17 protein-coding genes and 4 pseudogenes are annotated in these 18,891 nt (G+C 68.2%); 7 read left to right on the top strand and 14 right to left on the bottom strand.

The genetic code is table 11. From position 1 onward, the window contains the following. Positions 1–91 precede the first annotated feature (91 nt). The 6 genes and pseudogenes from ACZ3H8_RS39235 to ACZ3H8_RS39210 form a co-directional block, all read right to left on the bottom strand. Positions 92–355 carry a DUF6233 domain-containing protein gene (locus ACZ3H8_RS39235; RefSeq protein WP_467409973.1) on the bottom strand — a complete coding sequence of 88 codons (264 nt, stop codon included), beginning with the start codon at positions 353–355 and terminating at the stop codon, positions 92–94. Between the two features lie 15 nt (positions 356–370). Continuing rightward, positions 371–661, bottom strand: a pseudogene (locus ACZ3H8_RS39230) (class I SAM-dependent methyltransferase); the annotation flags it as partial. Positions 662–1,647: 986 nt separating this feature from the next. Further along, positions 1,648–2,295: an ATP-dependent DNA ligase gene (locus tag ACZ3H8_RS39225; protein WP_467409969.1), complete on the bottom strand. Its 648-nt coding sequence runs from the start codon at positions 2,293–2,295 to the stop codon at positions 1,648–1,650. Positions 2,296–2,708: 413 nt separating this feature from the next. Next, a complete protein-coding gene (locus tag ACZ3H8_RS39220; RefSeq protein WP_467409968.1) occupies positions 2,709–2,831 on the bottom strand; it encodes a hypothetical protein in 123 nt (40 codons plus the stop codon). Between the two features lie 122 nt (positions 2,832–2,953). Next, positions 2,954–3,162: pseudogene (locus tag ACZ3H8_RS39215) on the bottom strand (cold shock domain-containing protein); the annotation flags it as partial. Positions 3,163–4,186: 1,024 nt separating this feature from the next. Then, positions 4,187–5,497, bottom strand: a complete 1,311-nt coding sequence (locus tag ACZ3H8_RS39210) for a hypothetical protein (RefSeq protein WP_467409966.1) — start codon at positions 5,495–5,497, stop codon at positions 4,187–4,189. 151 nt (positions 5,498–5,648) lie between these two features. Between ACZ3H8_RS39210 and ACZ3H8_RS39205 the strand changes: the two genes are divergently transcribed. Further along, positions 5,649–6,206 (top strand): NUDIX hydrolase, encoded by a 558-nt coding sequence (locus tag ACZ3H8_RS39205; RefSeq protein ID WP_467409964.1) that lies wholly within the window; start codon positions 5,649–5,651, stop codon positions 6,204–6,206. A 73-nt stretch (positions 6,207–6,279) separates the two neighbouring features. On the opposite strand, the gene ACZ3H8_RS39200 is transcribed toward ACZ3H8_RS39205, so the two are convergent. After that, positions 6,280–6,999: a hypothetical protein gene (locus ACZ3H8_RS39200; protein WP_467409962.1), complete on the bottom strand. Its 720-nt coding sequence runs from the start codon at positions 6,997–6,999 to the stop codon at positions 6,280–6,282. 413 nt (positions 7,000–7,412) lie between these two features. Between ACZ3H8_RS39200 and ACZ3H8_RS39195 the strand changes: the two genes are divergently transcribed. From ACZ3H8_RS39195 to ACZ3H8_RS39185, 3 genes and pseudogenes are all read left to right on the top strand, one after another. Further along, positions 7,413–8,036 carry a hypothetical protein gene (locus tag ACZ3H8_RS39195; RefSeq protein ID WP_467409960.1) on the top strand — a complete coding sequence of 208 codons (624 nt, stop codon included), beginning with the start codon at positions 7,413–7,415 and terminating at the stop codon, positions 8,034–8,036. A gap of 206 nt (positions 8,037–8,242) precedes the next feature. Next, positions 8,243–8,437 (top strand): annotated as a pseudogene (locus tag ACZ3H8_RS39190) (hypothetical protein); the annotation flags it as partial. Positions 8,438–8,697: 260 nt separating this feature from the next. Then, on the top strand, positions 8,698–8,820 hold the full coding sequence (locus ACZ3H8_RS39185; protein WP_467409959.1) for a hypothetical protein: 123 nt from the start codon (positions 8,698–8,700) through the stop codon (positions 8,818–8,820). A gap of 222 nt (positions 8,821–9,042) precedes the next feature. On the opposite strand, the gene ACZ3H8_RS39180 is transcribed toward ACZ3H8_RS39185, so the two are convergent. From ACZ3H8_RS39180 to ACZ3H8_RS39170, 3 genes are all read right to left on the bottom strand, one after another. Continuing rightward, positions 9,043–9,492 (bottom strand): VOC family protein, encoded by a 450-nt coding sequence (locus ACZ3H8_RS39180; protein ID WP_467409957.1) that lies wholly within the window; start codon positions 9,490–9,492, stop codon positions 9,043–9,045. 634 nt (positions 9,493–10,126) lie between these two features. Next, positions 10,127–10,993, bottom strand: coding sequence for a DUF5995 family protein (locus ACZ3H8_RS39175; RefSeq protein WP_467409956.1), 867 nt, complete (start codon positions 10,991–10,993; stop codon positions 10,127–10,129). Continuing rightward, positions 10,990–11,574 (bottom strand): hypothetical protein, encoded by a 585-nt coding sequence (locus ACZ3H8_RS39170; RefSeq protein ID WP_467409954.1) that lies wholly within the window; start codon positions 11,572–11,574, stop codon positions 10,990–10,992. Before ACZ3H8_RS39170 ends, ACZ3H8_RS39175 begins: the two co-directional genes overlap by 4 nt. A 431-nt stretch (positions 11,575–12,005) precedes the next feature. On the opposite strand from ACZ3H8_RS39170, the gene ACZ3H8_RS39165 reads away from it, so the two are divergent. Together ACZ3H8_RS39165 and ACZ3H8_RS39160 are read left to right on the top strand one after the other, a co-directional pair. Then, positions 12,006–12,308, top strand: coding sequence for a hypothetical protein (locus ACZ3H8_RS39165; RefSeq protein WP_467409953.1), 303 nt, complete (start codon positions 12,006–12,008; stop codon positions 12,306–12,308). Continuing rightward, the gene (locus ACZ3H8_RS39160) at positions 12,305–12,628 is read left to right on the top strand and encodes a hypothetical protein (RefSeq protein ID WP_467409952.1); all 324 of its coding nucleotides are present in this window, start codon (positions 12,305–12,307) and stop codon (positions 12,626–12,628) included. The genes ACZ3H8_RS39165 and ACZ3H8_RS39160 overlap by 4 nt, the downstream gene beginning before the upstream one ends. Positions 12,629–13,266: 638 nt before the next feature. Here the strand turns inward: ACZ3H8_RS39160 and ACZ3H8_RS39155 are convergent. The 4 genes from ACZ3H8_RS39155 to ACZ3H8_RS39140 form a co-directional block, all read right to left on the bottom strand. After that, complete coding sequence (locus ACZ3H8_RS39155; RefSeq protein WP_467409950.1) at positions 13,267–13,614, bottom strand: hypothetical protein; 348 nt, start codon at positions 13,612–13,614, stop codon at positions 13,267–13,269. A 133-nt stretch (positions 13,615–13,747) separates the two neighbouring features. Then, positions 13,748–14,146, bottom strand: a complete 399-nt coding sequence (locus ACZ3H8_RS39150; RefSeq protein ID WP_467409948.1) for a hypothetical protein — start codon at positions 14,144–14,146, stop codon at positions 13,748–13,750. Positions 14,147–14,314: 168 nt separating this feature from the next. Next, on the bottom strand, positions 14,315–16,549 hold the full coding sequence (locus ACZ3H8_RS39145; RefSeq protein ID WP_467409970.1) for an ATP-binding protein: 2,235 nt from the start codon (positions 16,547–16,549) through the stop codon (positions 14,315–14,317). Positions 16,550–16,984: 435 nt separating this feature from the next. Then, positions 16,985–18,223, bottom strand: a complete 1,239-nt coding sequence (locus ACZ3H8_RS39140; RefSeq protein WP_467409947.1) for an ISAs1 family transposase — start codon at positions 18,221–18,223, stop codon at positions 16,985–16,987. Positions 18,224–18,362: 139 nt separating this feature from the next. On the opposite strand from ACZ3H8_RS39140, the pseudogene ACZ3H8_RS39135 reads away from it, so the two are divergent. After that, positions 18,363–18,767: pseudogene (locus ACZ3H8_RS39135) on the top strand (transposase); the annotation flags it as partial. Positions 18,768–18,891: the final 124 nt, after the last annotated feature.

The following is an 18,891-nucleotide window of genomic DNA, read 5'->3' as shown; positions in this document are numbered from 1 at the left end:
CAGCGGCTCCAACTTCGGGCCCCGACGAGGAACTGACGCACCAGCAGCAGAAGTCACACAACAACTAACGATCAACTACTGACGCAGGACACTAGTCCTCGCCGCCGAAGCCGCGGCCCAAGCCCTTCAGCACCGGATCGAGCTCGGCCGCCGCACCGCACAGACTGCACAGACTGCACAGCCGGGTGCCCGGGTGCTGCGCCGCGTCCAGGGCGCGCTCCAGGCTCAGCACCGGCTCCCCGGGCGGTGCCTCTTCGCAGTCGACGGCGTGCACGACTCCCCGGCCGGGCCCGCGGCCGCCGGCCTTCGCCAGCACCCAGCCCGACGGCCGACGCGGCCCCAGGGCCTGCTCCACCGCTGAGCTTGTTCTGGAGAGGTCGACGGCGTCCACCTCGAAGCCCAACGAGGCTAGATGGAGGGCGTTGCGGCCTGGGCCGCAGCCCAGATCGAGGGCGCGGCCCGGGGTGATCAGGCCGCGGTCGAGATATGAGACCAGGTTCTCGTCCGGCTTCGCCACGAAAAACGGCACCGGCTTGGAGCCGTCCGCGTAGAAACCGTCCCACCAAGAGGACGCAGCAGCCGTCCAGCGGTCGGCCTCCGGCGCGAACAGGCCGTCCAGGAGTATCGGTACGTCATCCACCGTGCGTATGTTCCGGTCCATCCGGTCCCCTTAACCAACGGAGAAATCGTAGGTCTGCGCGATGGTTTCCGGGCGGGTGTCGGCGGGCGTCTGAGGGCCTTGGGCGAGGGCAGGAAACGTGTCCCCCCGCGCTTTAGGGAGCATGGCCGCCAATGCACCCGCCGAAGGCTGTCACGGGGGCAGCCCCGGCTCCGCCGAGCCAAGTTCTCCAGATGACTCCTACTGCGCGGGGTACGGGCAAACATCGATGCAGACTCTCGTCAGGCCGCGTCACACGATGGGCCGCCCTTCTCTGGGGGCGCGAACGGTGTGGTGTGACGTCGTACGGGATGGGTTCGTTGATGCTCTGAGACTCGTTTCTCGGGGGTGTGGCTCTGTGGCGGGTTGTTGCATTGACCCTCAGGCCAACGGAGTTGTACATGCGGACGTTTCCTGTGGATCTGCCTTCCGGGCAGCGGTACTGGACCGTCATCGGCGATGACCTACGTGTTGTTCCATTCGCCGATCAGTGGCTGCCGTTCCTTTGGGTCGGACGCGGCCGGGCCGAGCCGACAACGAAGTCGCATGCCAGCGGGGCGGCGCTCTACTTCCGCTGGTGTCTGACGACTGGACGGAACTGGACAGAGGCGGCACAGGATCTGGGTCTGTTCATGGTCTGGCTGAAGTACACGCCATCGCAGCTGGTCAACGGCTCAACTGGCGTGGCGTTCGGCCCTGGAACCAAGCCGGCCCGGGGAGAGCGGCGTATCAACGTGATCCTCACGGCGCTGCGGGGTCTGCTGTCGTACGCGGTCTCGGTGGGGGGGCGGGCCGAGGTACTCGGGCAGATGTACGAGCTGGCCGACACCCGTGACCTGCCGCTGGAGGCCCAGGGCGAGACGAGCCGTCTGTCGCCGGGGGCCCTGCCTGTTGCCCCGAGTTGCCTGGCGCTCTCTCTGCCACCGCGTGGAGTCGGCTTGGACACCCCAGCACCGGAGCGGGATGTGTGTTTCCCGGCTGCCGGGTGCTCACTTTCCCGTGTCCAGATGCTTGATCTTGATCCAGTCGCGGGTGCGGCGTCCGGGCAGGTAGGGGCTGGTGAGGCGTTTGGCGACCACGCCGTCGTAGCCCTCGTGGAGGCTTTGCTCCAGGGCCTGGGAGACGATCGCGGGCCAGGCCGCAGGTGTCGCGATGCCCACACCAGCGAGTCCGAGGTCGTCGAGGAGGTCCCGGCGGGCGGTATACGGTAGCTGCACGGTGGGTTCCCCGAGGTACAGGATGTCGAAGAGCATCAACTGGACCGGCAGGTCCTTGGCTGCATGGGTGACCGCGTCCGGGTGGTGCAGGCTCATGCGCTGCTGCAGCCGCTCCACCGACGGGTGCCCGTCACTGTCGAGGGTCACGATCTCCCCGTCGAGCACGGCCTCCGGCACGGGCAGCAGCCCCGCGAGCGTCTGAAGTTCGGGGTACTGGCCGGTGATGTCCATCCCGGTCTGCGACAGAAGCCGCAGGCTTCCGTCCCCGGGCAGATGGGCGATGACTCGGGCACCGTTCCAGAGTGTCTCGTACGCGTACTCGGCCTCGGTCTCCGGCCCGGGCGGCGGGCCGATCACCGCCAGCATCGGAGACAGCAACGGCAGCACACCATGAGCGTCGGGGGACGGGTGCACGCTCATGGTTCCAGCCTGCGCCCACCGGCGTGTTTCGGCCAGCCGCCTGCGGTGGATGTGCGCAGGGCGGATGACACCGTCAGCGTCGTCGCCGGTAGGGGCTACATTTCTTGGCGGTATGTCCCGGAATATGTTCTTGGTCGGTCGGTGGTTTGCTGCTCGATGGCGGCGGGCCGGGCCCTTCGGTCTGCCGTCCGTCTGTGCTTCCGGAGGCTCAAGGAGGAGTCCGCATGTCCGTCTACAGCCCCCAGCAGATCAGCCAGCCGCAGACCAAGCCGCCGCACGGCCAGTAGCAGCCCTGGGCACTCCAGGGCCAGCAGCCGTTCGGACCTGAGAACAGCGGCACCGGCGCACCGCATGCTCCGTCCCCAGCGCGCCGGTCGCCACCGCGCCTAGGACGGAACCCCACCGGCCGGCGCTCAGCCGAAGAGATCACGTACCCGGATCGTGCGCACCCGCCGCCACTGTGTGGTCTCCTTGGGCGGCCGCCAGTTGGCAAGCACCGTGGCCCAGAAATCCCGCCAGGCATCGGCCTCGGTCACCCCCCCGCCCCACCACGGTCGTGCCCTCGCGCGACACCACATAGCCATCCGGGGTCACCTCCACCGACGCCGCCTGTCGTTCCACCATCACCACCACCCATCACGGGCCCGACGCACAACCCTCAGTGTCGTTCCGCACCTAGCAGGTGGACATCGGCCTGTGGTGCCTTGGTTCCCTGCACGATCTCGTACCGGACCCGCTCATCCTCGACCAGCGCCCGATAGCCGTTCATCTGGATGGTCGAGAAATGCACGAACAAGTCCGGCCCGCCGACATCCTGCGCAATGAACCCGAATCCCTTGTGGCGTTGAACCATTTGACGGTGCCCGTGCCGCAGCATGCATCCTCCGGTCAGCCGGGGCGGGCGCGGTGGGGGCGCGCGCATCAGTGGGCAGCCCTAATGGGGGCTGGACGGTGACGTCGGTTCGTGCACGCATGCCTTCCGCAGCAACCAGGATGCGTCCGCCCGCGGACCGCGAGAAATGGGCGGTTCACGTGTCCCCGTCAGTGGCGTACCGGGCCCCGCATACCGACGCGCGGACCGGGGCCCGGCCGCTCTCTGCCGCACGACCGCTCATCAAATGCGGCATATGTCCAGCGAAACCCGGAGGGGTGCTTCTGTCCAGTGGACCAAAGACCCCACAGCGTGCGGAAGGCACCAGAACCGAGCCCCGTCGGGGAAGTTCCGCAGGGTTCAGGGGCGTCGGTGGTAGACGGTGAAGGTGTCTACGGGCAGGAAGCCCGCGCCGGTGGGGAGGCGGGCGGCGGAGCTCACCTGTGCACGCGTACAGCGGTCGGTGGTCGAGGTGGGTCCGGGCCAGCGCGAGGAGCACGGCGATCACCTCGAAGTCCTCACGGGCGTGCAGCCACACGATCAGCCCGGCTCCGGCGGGGGCCCGTAACCCCAAGCACACCGCCCCCGCCACCTCACCCGACTCGTCGGGTCTCAGCCTCGCGCAGGCTCATGCTGGCTGGCGCCAAGTTCGTGGGCTGGTTACTGGCCGGGCAGCCCGTCGGCGTCGATCAGCTCCAGCACCGCAGCTCGATCATCGAGGTCATGGGGCGGTAGGTAAGCCCGCCCGTCACGACCGTCATCTCGATCGGCATGTCCATGCGGCCCACACTCCCTTCCCCAGAGCGCAGGGCAGCACACTCCCCAGGCGTCGCACGAGGTGAGAGCGTGAGCGGGGTGCTCACGCCGACGGCTGTAGAAGCGAACGCAGCCTTCACCATCGCGTCCACACCGGGGGTCTTCGACACTGGGGGATGCGCCGCGTCCCGGCCGATACGGACACGAGCGCCCGGACCTGCCGCGCACGGCGGCCAGGAGGTCCGGGCCATGTGCGCGGACGAGTCAGGCGCGCACGAAGGGGGTGCAGATGGCGTGACGGCCCAGGTGGACTTTGCGGCTGGTGTTGACGAAGGTGGCGTGGCCGCACAGCAGTCGGGAGCCGGCCGCCTCGCGGGCGTAGATCGGGGTCAGGCGGATCCGCGCTCGGGGCATGACGCACAGCTCTCTGCTCTCGGGGTGGAGGAACTCGACATCGAATCGGTCGCTGTCCACGAGATCGCTCACGAGAAAGCGGGCGGCCGTGGCCTCCGGACGGCCCGGGACGTGGCCGGCAGCGGCCGCGTCGAGTGCACGACGCCAACGGCTCGCCGAATGGTCGCCGAAGAATACGCCTCGGCTGCCCCAGGTGAACTCCGAGGCGCTCGCGTCGATCACCTTGAGCACCTTGTCCCGGCCGTGGGCTTTGAGCTCCTCCAGCAGCGCCTCGTCGGGCCGTGCCGGCAGCACTCGCGATCGCGGCACGCCGGTGCGCAGTACGGATAGGGCGTCTTCGCCGAGCCGGTCGGCGATCCTGGTTTCCACGACGGGATCCCATACGAGCGAGAGCAGCGCCTTGGTGCCGTAGCCGTGGAACAACGGGTTGATCAGCCGCTCCGCGGCCGCGACGATCCGCCGACGAAGCTGTGTCTCGTACTGGCGCAGCTCCTTGACGTAGGCGAACCGCCAACCCGTACGTCCGTCGTCACGGAACGCGGAGAAGAACTCCACGTCCATGGGGTGGCCGAATTCCTCGCGCATACGGCGGGCCACCAGCTCGTTCTCGGGGCGATAGGTCGGGTACTGGTCGTCCATCCAGATCCGGTCGATGCCGCGCACGTGGAAGGCGTGGAACAGCGGCCCGGCCGGAACGCCGTAGGCCTGTTCCAGCGCGTGCATCTTCCCGACGTTGCCGAAGGCCTCCTCCATCTCCGTCACACGCGGGATCTGCTCGCTGACCACGACGTCGAGCCGGAACAGCTCGATGACGCGATCGAGGTCGTGGCCGCGGAGGTCCACGGGAACACCGATGTCCAGTACGGCCCGGACGTGTGGGTCGCCTTCCGCGTACAGGTCCTGGACCGCGTCGCAGAGCGCGAAGATCCCGGCTCCGAGTCGCTCCAGGCGCCGGGTCAGCTCTTTACCGAGCGGGAAGGGGCGGGAAGCCACGAGCCAGGGCGCCCGGGACGGATCCGACCCGCCGTACCGCACCTTCAGCGCCACGAGCGCTTCCTCGGCGCCGATCGCCGCGCTGAGCCGGTCAGGATCCTGCCCTGTCGGCACGTAGACGACATCCGCGAGATCGTGCCGACGCTCCTGCCGGGCGAAGGCTTCCACGAGGAAACCCTATGACAACGTCCCTTCGCGTCGTAGTGGGGTTGCCGGCGTAATCGGGACGAGGGACGACGGTTCGCCCCGGCCGCCTGGGGGCGAGGCCGGACTGCTGCTGTGGTGCGCGCCCCTTGCCAGTCGGCGGTGGCCTGTGACCGTGGTCGGCCGCGAGTCCCTCGAAGAGGCGCCGACGAGCCGTCGGTCCAATGGTCTCGACCACGAATGGGCATTCCCGGGTGGGGTGGTCGGCGGCGCCGTCCAGGGCGTGGCGCGCCCCCTCGCCAGCGCGATCAGTACGTCGAGCTCCGCACTCTGCAGGCGCACGACCGCACGCCCCGGCGGGTCAGTCGAGCCGCCCGAAGACCACGAGGTGCTCGATGAGTCATCGCTGCGCCGTCACGCCGCGCGCGAGCTGTCCGAGGAAACCGGGCTCGACACGGCACCCGAGGACCTGGCTCTGTGGGTCGTCACGCGCGGCGAGCGCCGGAGCGTCGGTCTCACCTACCTCGCCCGGCGTGAGTCGGCGGCGGTGTTGCGTGAGCGCTTCGCAGCTCTGGCGGCCGCGAACCGGGCCCTTGGTCGCGAACCTGAGCTTGACCAGATCGCTTTGGTGCGCTCCCCGGACGAGCTCGCGGATCTGAATGGCCCGCACGTGGACTACCTGGAGCCGATCGTCCGCCGGTACACGGAGGCCCTGCTCCACCGTGATGCCTGAACTCTGTCAGTTCGATCGCGGCGTCTTGTGCGGCAGCGCTGCCTTCAGCCCGGTGTAGCCGCCGAAACGGACCTCAGGTGCCGGGGAGGAAGTCTCTTGCCCGTTCGTCGAGTTCGGCCGCGCACCGCAGGCCGCGGGCGCGGAACCGGGCGAGATCACCGCGCATTCTGGCGATGGCCTTGCGGGTGCGGACGGACCGTATGCCGGCCATGTGGTCGATGGCCCGGTTCCAGGTGGCGCACGCCTGCTCGATGCCGCCGCGCTTGAGGTGCATCTCGGCGCCGGCCACCAGGTCAAGGGCGACGAGGCGGGCGTAGGTGTCGGCGGGTCGGGACTTCGCCGCGAGGGCGTACTGCTCGGCTGCGGCGCGGTGGTCGCCGAGGGTTTCGTGGACCTTGGCGGTGCGGGAGTACACCGAGGGGGCTGGGGGTCCCCAGGCCAGGGCCCAGAACGGGACGTCGTCGCCGGGGGCGGCGGTGAGCAGGGTGCGGGCCTGCTCGGCTTCGGCGAGGGCGGCACGCCGCTTGCCGGCCTTGGCCAGGGTGTGGGCGTGCACGATCCGGAACAGGGCCTCGGTCTGGGCGTCGACGCGACCCTTGGCACGGGCCAGGCCCGTCTCGGCGAGGCCCAGGCAGTGCTCGGGGCGGTGGAGCTTGAGGCCCTGCATGGCCATGGTGCGCATCACGAACCCGTCGTGTCCCGTGAGGGACGGAACGGGCAGCTCGGCGCCCGCCAGCTCCGCTTCCGTACGAAGGCCGACCGAGGTATCGAAGGGGTTGAGGGGCTTCGCCATGGCGCGCCATCCTGGACGATCCGTCGCCCAGCAGGGGACGGATTCACACACCGGCTGTCAGTGGCGGCCGGTATCGTGTTGAACACGGGCCGTGCACCGGCCTAAGCCAGGCCTCAGCCCATGACTGGGAGCTCTCTGAGGCGAAGGTACGCGGGACCACGGTCCGGGCGCATCAGTGCGAAGTACACCGCCGCTTGGCGCAGTTGCCGATCAGCGCAGTCATCTCTCACGCGCGTGTATCGGGTCATGGGTCCGTGCACGCCAGTTGAGGACTGTGATCGTCAAGAACCAGCGCAAGAAGAGCGGGGACAAGAAGCGCGCTGCGACGACCGGCGCCTCCCGGGCGTCCGCCGCCACGGGGAAGGTGCACCGCCACGAGCCGGTGGACATGTCGTTCCTCGAGGGCCTGCCTTATGCGGCGGGCAACCAGATCAACGTCGACTACGCCTCGCGCCTGGGCCGCGTGCCGGGCCGGGTGCGGCCCGTGCCAGGACACCCTCACGCGCAAGGTCGTCACCGGCCACCGGCCGACGCTCGCGGTACTCGCCGGGGCCGTGTACGGGCTGGCATTGAACGCCGGCGCCCAGTACTCGCCCACCGTGTCGGCGGCGACCAGGACGTGGTCGCCGTTCGCCCGGGCGGCCGCCGAGCTGCTCGACGACGCGCTGGACCACTGGGCGCTGGGCGGGGCCGACCCGAACGTTCTGCGGATCGTCGACCTCGACGCGCAGGGCGGCGCGACCACGTGGGCGGACGGGGGAGCGGGGCCCGGCCAGAACCCCGTCAGCAAGGCCGGCCTGTCCGATGACTCCGACGTCGTCCCCGGGTACAGGCTGCTGCTCGTCACCACCCGCACGCCGGACGGGCGGCCGCTGCCCATGCTCACGCTGGAGGGCGAGACCGCGAGCGCCGGGCTTGCCGACCTGCGCCGACGGACCGACTGGCAGCCCTGTGACGCGCGCCAGCTCCCGGAGCTCGACTTCGCCTGGCGGCTGCGGGCAGACATCGCCACCAGGTCGCTGCAGAACATCCGTTGAGGTCGATCCCGACGGCTACGACATGTATCCGCATCTGTGGGACGCGAGCAAGACGGTGACCTTGCCCGAGTCCTGGTGGGACCTGCTCGACCAAGCCCAGCACGCCCTGGTGGTGGAACCGGTGCAGGACGCCGAGGACAGAGCGTGCTGCAGCGCGCCGCCAACGCTGGCGAGCTCCTGGCCGTCCTCGTCCGCGTCTCCTTCGCATGAGGGGGACGTCCGTGAGCGACTCCGAGGTGAACCTGTCCCAGATCGGACGGCCGGCCGGGGTGGGCCGCGCCGCCGTCGTCAACTGGCGCCGCCGCAGCGATGACTTCCCGGAGCCTGTCGGCGGCACCGAGGCCAGCCCCACCTTCCACCTCGCCGACGTCGAGAACTGGCTGCGCACCCACGGCAAGATCCACGATCCTGAGACGCCGTCCGAGCCCGCCACCGTCGCCTTCGCGGGCTGGCCGGCCGTGGGTTCATCCCCGTCGACACCGCAATGCCCTGGTCCGCCGCCGACATCGAGCGGGCCGACGTCCCCGGCCACGCGCCGTTCGCCGTCCAGCGGGCGGACGTCGACATCAGCTACGCGGCCTCACCGACCGGTCGGCAGGCGCCAGGAGGTCGGCGCGGCCGCGACGCCGGACGATTCCACCCAGATCACGGAGGCGGACCAATGACGTACACCTTCATGGGCACCGGCGCGGCGGTGCTGGCGCCGTTCACTGACTCCAACGACGTCAACCCGGCCTGTGGCCACCACGGGGCGCACGGTGCGACGCATGTTCCGCGTGCATGACCTGCGACGGCTGCTACTGCGGCGCGGACGACGGGTACGGGTCCGACGACCTCGACGCCCCCTGACGCGATACCTGGAGCACGACGACCACCAGGCCGGCTGGCACCTGTGCGAGGACGAGCAGGAGCTGACCGACGGCTACACGCGCTGCCCGAAGTGCGAACTGCCCTTCCCGGCCCTGTTCTCGTATTGCTACGGCCAGGCGACGCTGTTTCCCGGCCTTCAGCCGTTGCTGGCCGGTGGGTCGGCCAGGATGCCCTGCAGGAGCCCGGTGGCCTGGCCGACCTCGATGAGGTAGCCGTCCGGGTCCCGCATGTAGCAGCGCAGTTCGGCCTTCCGATCGAGCGGCTCGGTGAGGAATTGGGCCCCTCGCGAGCTCCACCGCTGGTAGCAGTCCTGGATGTCGGCCACCCGGATGTTGAGGAAGCTGCTGGTGGTGTTGGGGTCGGTGGGGGGCTGCAGGGTGATGCCCGGCTTATCCGGGGTGGGACCGCCACCGGGGTTCATGATGATCCAGCTGTTGGCGAGCTGGACGACGCAGGGGTTCTCCTCCTGGACGACGCGTCCACCGAGTACGTCGGCGTAGAAGACTCGCGAGCGAGCCACGTCAGAGACCGTGAGGAAGTGCGTGAGCAGGATGCCCGTCTCGGGCGCCGGAAAGTCGCCGACCATGTCAGTCTCCCTTGGTGAGCCCGCGTGTGCGCACAGGTGTTGCCGGGTGACACGCGGCATTGCCTCATCGTGCCAGCTGCCCCCGGCCGCCGAAACTTGGACACGGTGTCCGCACCCCGCCGTCTCCCTGGCCGTGTTCCTGCTGCTCCCGGTGTTCTACATCGCCACAGTGAAGGCTTGCTGCCCCAGTCACGACGCCGACCAGAGGGCGGGACAGGCCGGTTGACCCGCTGTGACGGTGGGCCGGTCGGAGAGCTCGTCCGGGGGACCGCCCAGCGTGTACAGCGCGGGCGGCCGGGCGCGGCCGCGCGCAGTGACGCACAGTGAGGCGGGCCGACCCCGGCCCCGACCCCCCAGCGAACGGAGACGCCGGTGACTGTGACCAGGGCCAGCACCACGGGCGAGCAGCTCGCCTTGAGCCTGCTGTAGGGCGTGGGCAACGAACAGATGCGGGCGGCGACCCGGCTCCTTGGTGCACACCGGGACGGTTACTGGCTCCGCCGCCTCCTGGAGGATGAGCACGAACTCACGGCGGCCGCCGACAAGCCGGTGATCGACCGGCGTGGCAAGCACCCCTCGGTGGACTGGGACGCGATCGGCCTGCTCATGCTCAAACCCCAGCTATCGAAGATCTCTAGGCGATGGGCGCATCCGTTGCGGGCCATTGCCGACGGGCGGGAATCAACCGACGCAGGATGCCATAGCCGATGCGCAGCTTCCAGTCGCCGGGTGAGCGGACCGCGGCGATCATCGCGGCGGTGCTTCTGCTGATCGAACGGGACGCGTACTCGGTCGCCGCCGGATCCAAGAGCCTGTCGCAGTTGTACCAAGCCAAGCCTCGCACGACCCGGATCCCGTAATTGGTCATTAGCTCGTCGGTCGTGAACAGCCGGTCCAAAGACGCCATCTGACGGCAGTACCGGGCAGCGACCTGGTCCTGGATCTCGTCGATAGAGGCCGCCAGCACGTCGTTCATACGGTGGAAGTCAGCGATGTGGTTGCGAATGCCCGTGGGAGTGGCCATGCGTCGCAATGTCTCGGGCAGGTCATAGGACATATGCGCCATTATGGAAAACATCAGATCCTCCAAGACGTAGGAGCGCCGGCTGCTCGAAGCGGCAAAAACGTCTCTCCAGGGCTGCGGGATGCTTTCCGGCAGATCACTGCAATGGACCTCGCCGGATGAGCCACCGTCTTGTCCTTCCAGCCATGTATCAATGCTGTCCATCACCGTGAAGTAGGCCGACGCGAGGGAATCACACAAGTCGGCCACCCACGACGGGTCGATGAACTGGCGGCCGTCTGTGCGCAGCCCTGTGGCGAGGTTCATCGTGAGGCGGTAGTAGGTGTAGGCGAACACGGCGCGATGGTCCTTCGCCGCGTCATACAGCCGGACGCGCTCGGCGAGCAATCCGGCGACCTGGGTGACCCTATCGGCGGGAAGCGTGAACTCTGCAGTCATTCGGAATACCTTCTCGGCATACCCTTTCTTGATGGTCAAGCCGACGTGCTGACCCGGCGGGCGCTCTCTCTCGCCGTGGCCCATTCGCAGACCAATTCCCCGGACAGATTGCACCGGTCGGCGGCAACCTGATACGTCGCCGTCCAAGGGGTTCCGAGCAGCGGCATGTGATAGGTCGAAGCCATGCCTTCGTCGCGGATCTCCGCGGGGTATGTGTAGGTCCGCGCGAGAATGCGCGGCACGGGGCCGAATCTCTCGGCCGCGTGTACAGTGACCGCACTGCCGTCGCTGTCCAGTACGTACGTTTCCTTCAAGAGGTACAGCGTCACGCCGAATTTGGAGAGTTTGACCACATTGTCGGCCTGACCGAACTCGCCCTCATGTGGCTTCGCCACAATTGTCGAGTCCAGCTTAGACGCGCCGGTCAGCAGCTGGACGATGCGCATCATGACGACGAGCAACCGGTTCACCATCCCGATGCCGCTGCGCATGAGGCGCCGCCAGGAGGTGACATGGAAGGTGAACTTCCCTCGCCAGACGCCCGCCCCGATCTCGAAGTAATAGATGTGGCTGGGCGCATTTGTTCGTTGCTGCGACATGTCGCGAGGATATTCCGTCATGTTTGTACCGTATCGTCATGTTAAGTGTGGGTTCTATCGGGCTCGCCGGGCGAGAGGTCACACCTAGAGATCTTCGATAGCTGGGGTTACGGCAGGCTGAAGTCAAGCCGGGTCTTGGTGATGAAGCCGTCGATGAGGCCGGGCCGGTACTGCATCCGTTTGAGCCGGGTCTTCACGAGCGCGGTCAACGCGAAGCCGTACGGATGCGCCGGCCCTTGTTGGCGTACGCACTACACAGCGATCAGGCGGAACTCATGCGGCAGATCGCAAGGGAGATCTCGTGAGCTCGAAGAAGGACCAGCTCGGAGCATCCTCCTCGTTCGCCCGAGCTGGCCAGGCCCGCAGCGTGCGACGGCAGCTGACGGACGCAGCCTTCGGCGTCGGCGACCCCAGCACACTGCCCCTCGACCAGATAGATCCAAGCGATCACCGTGGCATCGGTCGAGGCCTATCTGCGAGACCGGCCTGAACGGGCATCAGAGCTGGACCTGGTGCCGAGTACGTGGTCGTGGACGGCCACCGCCGTCTCGCAGGAGCACGCGAAGCCGGCCTCTCTCGATAAGGTCACCATCGACGATGCACGAGTCTCCACCGACGAAGCCCTACTGGAGGCCGCGTTCGTCGCCAACGCCCAGCGAGAGAATCTCTCCGATCTAGAAGAGGCTCAAGCTCCCTCAAGACGCTGGTCGCGTTCTACGGATCCCAACACAAGGCTGCGAAACGCCTCGGTGTGACCCAGCCCTACATCTCGCAGCGCCTCTCCCTCCTGGCGCTGCAACCCGAATTCCAGGCCGACCTCGAAGCCGGACGCCGCAAGGTCGAACATGTACGCGGCTTGGTGAAACTCTCACCTCAAGAGCAACGCGCGGCAGCAGACGCGCGTGCTCAGCAGGCTGAAGAGAAGAAGCAGCAGCGCCAGGCCGCGCGAGCCAAGCCATCCACTGATAGCGACGTAATCACTCAGCAAGCGAAGACAGCAGAGTCTTCACCCACGGCCCACGGTGATAACGACGTAATCACCGCCTCCAACCGCAGGCCGACTGCCCGACTCTGAGGAGCTGCCCAAGCAAAGGGCTGAACAAGACGCCGGTCGGGGCCCAGTGGATGAAGTTCCCTGGGGGAGCGGCGACGTGCTCGGGGAACTAGTCATCCAGCGGATGCAGCCCACAGAGATCCGCCGACTTACGGTGAGGCTGATCAACCACAACACCGAACTCAAGGATAGAGCCAAGAGCTCCTCCGCCGCCTCGCGAGCGGACCCCGTTGCCCCGCTCCTCGACCCTTTGTAGGGGAGCGGGCAGCAGGGAACCGATGAGCACCGCGCGACAGGGCGTCCTACGACGGACTTTGTGGCGTTGGCTGCACCGCTTCAACCGGTCCGGCCTGGTGGGCTTGGAAGATCTGGGCGGGCAGGGCCGTAAGCGGCGGATCACGGAGGCGGCTGGGAACGTCGGACACCAAGGGCAGCGGGGCCACTTTTCAATGCTCGCGGGTACAGAGCGGAAGGGCGGGAACGATCTCTGTCTGGTACGGCGATGCGGGACGGGCGCTGGTCCGACGGCCGCCGACTACGAGCTGATGCCCCGGTCGGTCTTGGATGACGCCGGAGCGGGGTGCAACCGCGCTCACGTGACGTGCCAGGGCACGCGCCGTGGTGGCGACGCGTGCCCTTGGTTCGGAAGCTTGCTCAGCTCACTCTCGCTCGATGTACCCGATACCGCCGATGGCTCGTGCACGCACGGTGTCCGCCCAGAAGTCGAGGCCGTTGAGTTCCATCCGCCGGCCCGGCTCGATGCGGTACCACCTCGGGTCGCCGTTTCTCTTCACCTCCACCGGGTAAATGCCAACGTTACGAATCCCGATGCTGTGCTGCGTGCTGGTATCCCAGCAGTGGGTACTGCTGGTGAAGACCTCGCAGACCTTGCCCTGGGTGAGTGCTGCGGCGGGGGAGCCGGCTTGGGCCTGACGCGTCATCGCGCCGGTGTCCCCGGCAGCCCATGCCGCATCCTTCGGCATGACCGACACCGCCAGCCCGGCCACAACGGCCAGCGCTCCTGCCGCGGCTCGCCCTCGGTTCTTGAGTTTCATCGCATCCTTTCCCGTCGACGCGAAGCACGAGCGACCTCGCACAACGCCGATTCGATTCCGCCTGTCCGAAAGGAACACGCCCGGATCAGTCGTGCCGGATGAAGCTGTTGCCGCCGATGGCCCGTGCGCGGACGGTGTCTCCCCAGAAGTCGAGGCCGTTGAGTTCCATCCGCCGGCCCGGCTCGATGCGGTACCACCTCGGGTCGCCGTTCCTCTTCACTTCCACCGGATAGTCGCCGATGTTGCGAATCCCGATGCTGTGCTGCGTGTCGGTGTTCCAGCAGTGGTGGCCACTGCCCTGGCTGACTTGGCAGATGTCGCCTGGGGCGAGTGCTGTGGCCGGGGAGCCGGCTTGGGCCTGACGCGTCATCGCGCCGGTGTCCCCGGCAGCCCATGCCGCATCCGTCGGCATGACCGACACCGCCAGCCCGGCCACAACGGCCAGCGCTCCTGTCGCGGCTCGCCCTCGGTTCTTGAGTTTCATCGCATCCTTTCCCGTCGACGCGAAGCACGAGCGACCTCGCACAACGCCGATTCGATTTCGCCTGATCAGCAAAGCAATATGGCCGCTGCGAGACCATGCGGAACAACCCACGGGAACATCGGCAGAAGTACCGGCAGAAGTAGGGGCAGATGACAGCGTCGAGTTGTGTCAGCGGTTGTCGAGCGGAGGGTCGAGGCTCGTGCCACGGAGCTCGGCGCGCAGTGCCCGGGCCCGAACCCGGTATTCCTCAGCCCTCGCCGGGGCGCCGGTGTCCGCCAGTATTCGCGCCAGGTGCTCCAGGACAGCCGCCTCACCGGGCAGATACCGCTCCGCCTGCGCGCGGGCCAACGCCTCGTGGAGCAGGGGGACACCCTCGCCGATATGGCCGCTCCCGCACAGGGCGGCCCCGAGTATCTCCAGCAGCAGGATTTCCAGCAGCCCGAGCGGTGCCGTGGCGCGCAGTTCGAGTGCCTGCCGACCCTGTTCGAGCGCATCGTCCAGCCTGCCGAGCTCGAGGCTGAGCCGGGCGGAGCTCTGCAGGGCGAGGGCCGTGGTGCGTTCGTCGCCGATGTCCCGGGCGAGGGCCGCCGCCTTCTCGAGGTGGGAAAAGGCCTCCTGTGTCCGACCGCTGCGGGCAAGGGCGAGACCCAGATTGACCAAACCGGTCGCCTGGTCGCAGCGGTCGCCGGTGCCCTCGGCGAGCTCGACCGCGTGCCGCAGCCGCACCAGGGCCTCCCCGCAGCGGCCGGACTCGGTCAGGGCCCAACCGAGCAGCACCAGGACCCGCGACCGGGCCACAGGGTCGGCAAGCTCCTCGGCGGCGGTGAGCCCTTGTGCAAGGAGCGCGGTCCAGTCACGGTGGTGCCGAGCGGTCAGCAGCGGCCAGAGCAGGACGGTCAGCCGCCAGGCGCGTCGCGGTTCACTCAAGGTGCGGGCCAAGTCGACCATGGCGGTGAGATTCTCCGCCTCGGTGCCGTACCAGCGCATCGCGTCCCTGTACGTGGGCAACGCCGGCAGAACCGGGGGCGGTGGAGTCCAGGCGGGCAGGTCGCAACAGGGCCGGCCCGAAGGGTCGGCGGCACGGGAAGCGACGTAAGCCGCGTGGAGGTAGTAGTCCAGCAGCCGGAGCAGCGCGGCCCGGCGGGGGCGGTCCAGTTGCTGCCGGGCGTAGAGCCGTACCAGGTCGTGGCAGCCGTAGCGGCCTGGGACCCGTTCCTGCACCAAGTGGGCCGAGGCCAGTTGCAGCAGCGCGCGTTCAGCCGACGACCGGGTCGAGCCGAGTGCCGCGGCCGCCGCGGCGGCGTCGAGATCGCCACCGGGATGTACGCCGAAGAGCCCGAGCACCGCCTTCGCGGGTGGCGGCAGCGTACGGACGCTGAGGCCCAGCGCGGCCTCGACATCCGCGTCCTCGGCGCACAGCGCACTGAGCCGACGCCGCTCATCGGCGAGTTCACCGACGAGCGACTCCACGGTCCAGGCCGGGTGGGCCACCAGCCGGGCGGCCACGATACGCAGAGCGAGCGGCAGCCCACCGCACAGATCGGCCAGCTGTCCGGCGGCCTCCGATGCGCCGGCCATCCGTTCACGTCCCAGCACGGCCGTCAGCAGGAGCAGACTCTCCCGCCGGTCCAGCATGTCCAGGACGACGGCGCGGGCGCCGTCGCGGGCTACCAGCCCCTGCAACCGGTTACGGCTGGTGACGACCACTGCGGAGGTCTCGCTGCCGGGCAGCAGCGGGCGCACCTGTTCGGAGCTGTGGGCGTTGTCGAGCACCACGAGTATCCGGCGCCCGGCCAGCGTGGAGCGGTAGAGGGCCTGCGCTGCGGCCTCATCCTCCGGCACGGCTTGGTGGGGCAGCCCGAGGGTGGCCAGAAAGCCGCGTAATACGGCGCCCGGTTCGAGCGGCTCCGCCTCGGCGAAGCCGCACAGATCGGCGAAAAGCTGCCCGTCCGGAAATTCGGCAGCGGCGTGGTGCGCCCACCGCAGAATCAAGGAGGTTTTGCCCACTCCGGCCGGGCCGATGACTGCGCACACCCTGCCGGTCCCCACGGCGGTGGCCTCGGCCAGCGCAGCCAGCTCCTGATTTCGTCCCACCAAACCCGCTGGCAGCCGCGGTAGTTGGGCCGGACGGCCACTCAGGGGCGTACCCGGCGGTTCCACAGCCCGCACCGGCACCACCAGGCGCGGCCCGCTGCGCGCCACCCGCAGAAACTCCTCCCGATCGCCCCCCGCCACCCCGAGGGCGGCCGCCAGCGCCACGGCCGACCGCTGCTGCGGACGCCGGATACGGCCCCGCTCAAGGTCGCTGATGGTCCGTACGCTCACGCCTGACCGCTCAGCCAGCATCTCTTGGGTCCAGTTGCCCGAGTGCCGCAGCGCCTTCAGAAGCGGACCGAACACCATGGCGCCCGCATCAGCGGCGCCCAAGCTTCTTGACACTTCGCCCCCAGCGTTGAAGTAGGCGTCGCGGCAGCGAGCTTCCTGTCCCCCTCAACTGCCGTAGAGCCGCGGGCGATCGTATAGCCGGTGCCACTGATTCCCGACCTCGACTTACCGGCCCGACATGTCTTTCGGCCGTCGACCATAGGCATGACCGGCGGAATTACCGGCGGTTGCACACGGCGGATTTCGCCATTGCTCTCGCATGGCCCGTCAGCAGACCGGTGATTTCCTTCCATGCGAGGACGTTGCACCGACCACAGCAGGGTCGTTCCCTCGCACGAAGGAATCGTGAAGCTATTGCGTTCCGCACTCGCCGTGGCTGCCGCAATGTCCTCCGTGTGCTGGCCCCCCGACACCCACGGCTCCGCCCATCGACTATGCACGACGCCGCGGCGTTCATGCGCCGGCCTTCACCTTGAAGGGGATGTCGGCATAGCCGCTCCGACGTCTACGGACGCGCCCATCGGCGCCATCACTTGGGCCTGCGTGGAGGACGGCCTCCCCCAGGGCGATTGCAAAGTCTCGTGATCTTGGGTCTGCGCTGGTCAGCTGAGGCCGAGCAGGGCCAGTGGCCGTTCGAAGGGGCGGAGGGCCATCTCGCGGAGTCCGGCGGCGATGTTGGTGTGGCCGAAGGCGGAGCTGGTTGATCGCGAAGCTGCGGAGAGTGGCCATGTTCTCCGGTCCGTGTCCGGTGCGGATCTTGGAGGCGTCCTCGCGGAAGGCGGTGTCTCGCACGAAGTGGAGCCGGTTCTCGATGGTCCACTGCGAGCGGACGGCCTTCGCGATCCGTTCGGGGGAGGCTTGTCTGCTGGTGAGGTCGGTGATGACGTAGACCGTCTCGCGGGTGCGCTTGCCGGTCCTGGCCGAGGTGCGGTGCCGCACGATCTTCGCGACCTGGGCGACGTGCGGGAAGTCGACGCCGAGGTCAGTGACAGTCAGTACCTGCACTACGCGGGTCTCCAGCCTTCCGTGGCCGGTGCTGCGGTCGTAGAACTTCTTCACGGTGAACGCGTAGTGGGCCTTCTTGTCCTCGACGAGGAAGCGTGCGTGCTCGCGCTGGGTGTGGAGGGCATCAGCGGTCACGGTCACCCCGGTCAGGTCGAACGGTTCCAACAGGGCCGCGAAGCAGGTGATTTCGTTGGTCTTGTCCGGGACTCGCAGCTGGGTGACGGTCTGGCCGCCGCCGGTCATCGCGGCCAGCAGGTGCGCGGCCGGAGTGCCGTCGTGCCGCGAGCCGCGGGCGCTCTTGCCGTCCACAGCAAGCGTGTCGGCCCCGGCCGGATCGCATCCCAGCAGGTCAGCCAGCCCGCCGGGACAGGTGCGCTGGATGACCCGCCTAATCGTCGCGCCACTGGGCCCGATACGCACGGCGAACGCCGTCGCGGTACGGGCCCCGAGCCGTTCGAGAGCGTCCTGCGGAGCCTCTTTCGCCCACTGCCCGATAGCCGCGAAGGACTTCGCGCCGGCGACCAGCGCCGAGCAGGCCACCGACATGACGGCCACGAAAGGGTGACGCCTCCCGCGCCGACACCGCGGATCGGCCAGCGTCTGCAGCCGCAGGCCCAGCGGACCGGTCACACGGTGCTGACGCGTGGGCGACTTGATCAGACAGACGGTGGCAGACTGGCGGCACATCGAAGCTCCGTTGGGCAAAGGCGACTTGGGAAGGTCACCTGCACAACGGGGCTTCGCTGCGTACGTCGCGCGCCCACCGATCATCGTCACACCGCCGTGACCTGCACACCTACGAGATCATCTCGACTTTGAAATCGCCCTGGCCAAAGCCCTCAGGCCCGTCTGCACCGCACCCAGCGAAGACGCGGCGACGGAGCGGTTCGGGGAATTCCAGGAAGCCTGGGGCCGGAAGTGTCCGGCGGTCATCAAACTGTGGGAGAACGCCTGGGCCGAGTTCGTGCCCTTCCTCTCCTTCGACGTCGAGATCCGGAAGGTCATCTGCTCGACGAACGCGATTGAGTCCGTGAACGCCCGCATACGCAAGGCCGTCCGGGCCCGCGGGCACTTCCCCAACGAGGCGGCCGCCCTCAAGTGCGTCTGTATGGCACTGATGAGCCTCGGCCCGACCGGCAAGGGTCGCAAGCGATGGACCATGCGCTGGAAGGCGCCCCTCAACGCATTCCAGATCGCCTTCGAGGGCCGGCTCACCCCGGCCGACAACTGAACCTCAACAACCAAGATCAGCCGTTAAATTGGCCCTGTCTCACATTCGGTGGTAACGCAGTGTGGGGCTATCCGAGGAGGATGCGGTGGCGGAGGAGGGTGAAGCCCGCTCTGCCGTACATCTG

This window comes from Streptomyces sp. NPDC002868 (genome assembly GCF_055563295.1).
Note: the sequence above shows the minus strand (reverse complement) of the source record. Positions and strands in the feature narration are given on the sequence as shown.

Excerpts from the sequence above, each read along its gene's own strand:
- ACZ3H8_RS39145 (WP_467409970.1), bottom strand. The coding sequence starts at position 16,549 with ATGGTGTTCGGTCCGCTTCTGAAGGCGCTGCGGCACTCGGGCAACTGG.
- ACZ3H8_RS39195 (WP_467409960.1), top strand. The coding sequence starts at position 7,413 with ATGCGGCGGGCAACCAGATCAACGTCGACTACGCCTCGCGCCTGGGCC.
- ACZ3H8_RS39140 (WP_467409947.1), bottom strand. The coding sequence starts at position 18,223 with ATGTGCCGCCAGTCTGCCACCGTCTGTCTGATCAAGTCGCCCACGCGT.
- ACZ3H8_RS39185 (WP_467409959.1), top strand. The coding sequence starts at position 8,698 with ATGACGTACACCTTCATGGGCACCGGCGCGGCGGTGCTGGCGCCGTTC.
- ACZ3H8_RS39180 (WP_467409957.1), bottom strand. The coding sequence starts at position 9,492 with ATGGTCGGCGACTTTCCGGCGCCCGAGACGGGCATCCTGCTCACGCAC.
- ACZ3H8_RS39225 (WP_467409969.1), bottom strand. The coding sequence starts at position 2,295 with ATGAGCGTGCACCCGTCCCCCGACGCTCATGGTGTGCTGCCGTTGCTG.
- ACZ3H8_RS39150 (WP_467409948.1), bottom strand. The coding sequence starts at position 14,146 with ATGAAACTCAAGAACCGAGGGCGAGCCGCGACAGGAGCGCTGGCCGTT.
- ACZ3H8_RS39200 (WP_467409962.1), bottom strand. The coding sequence starts at position 6,999 with ATGGCGAAGCCCCTCAACCCCTTCGATACCTCGGTCGGCCTTCGTACG.
- ACZ3H8_RS39170 (WP_467409954.1), bottom strand. The coding sequence starts at position 11,574 with ATGACGGAATATCCTCGCGACATGTCGCAGCAACGAACAAATGCGCCC.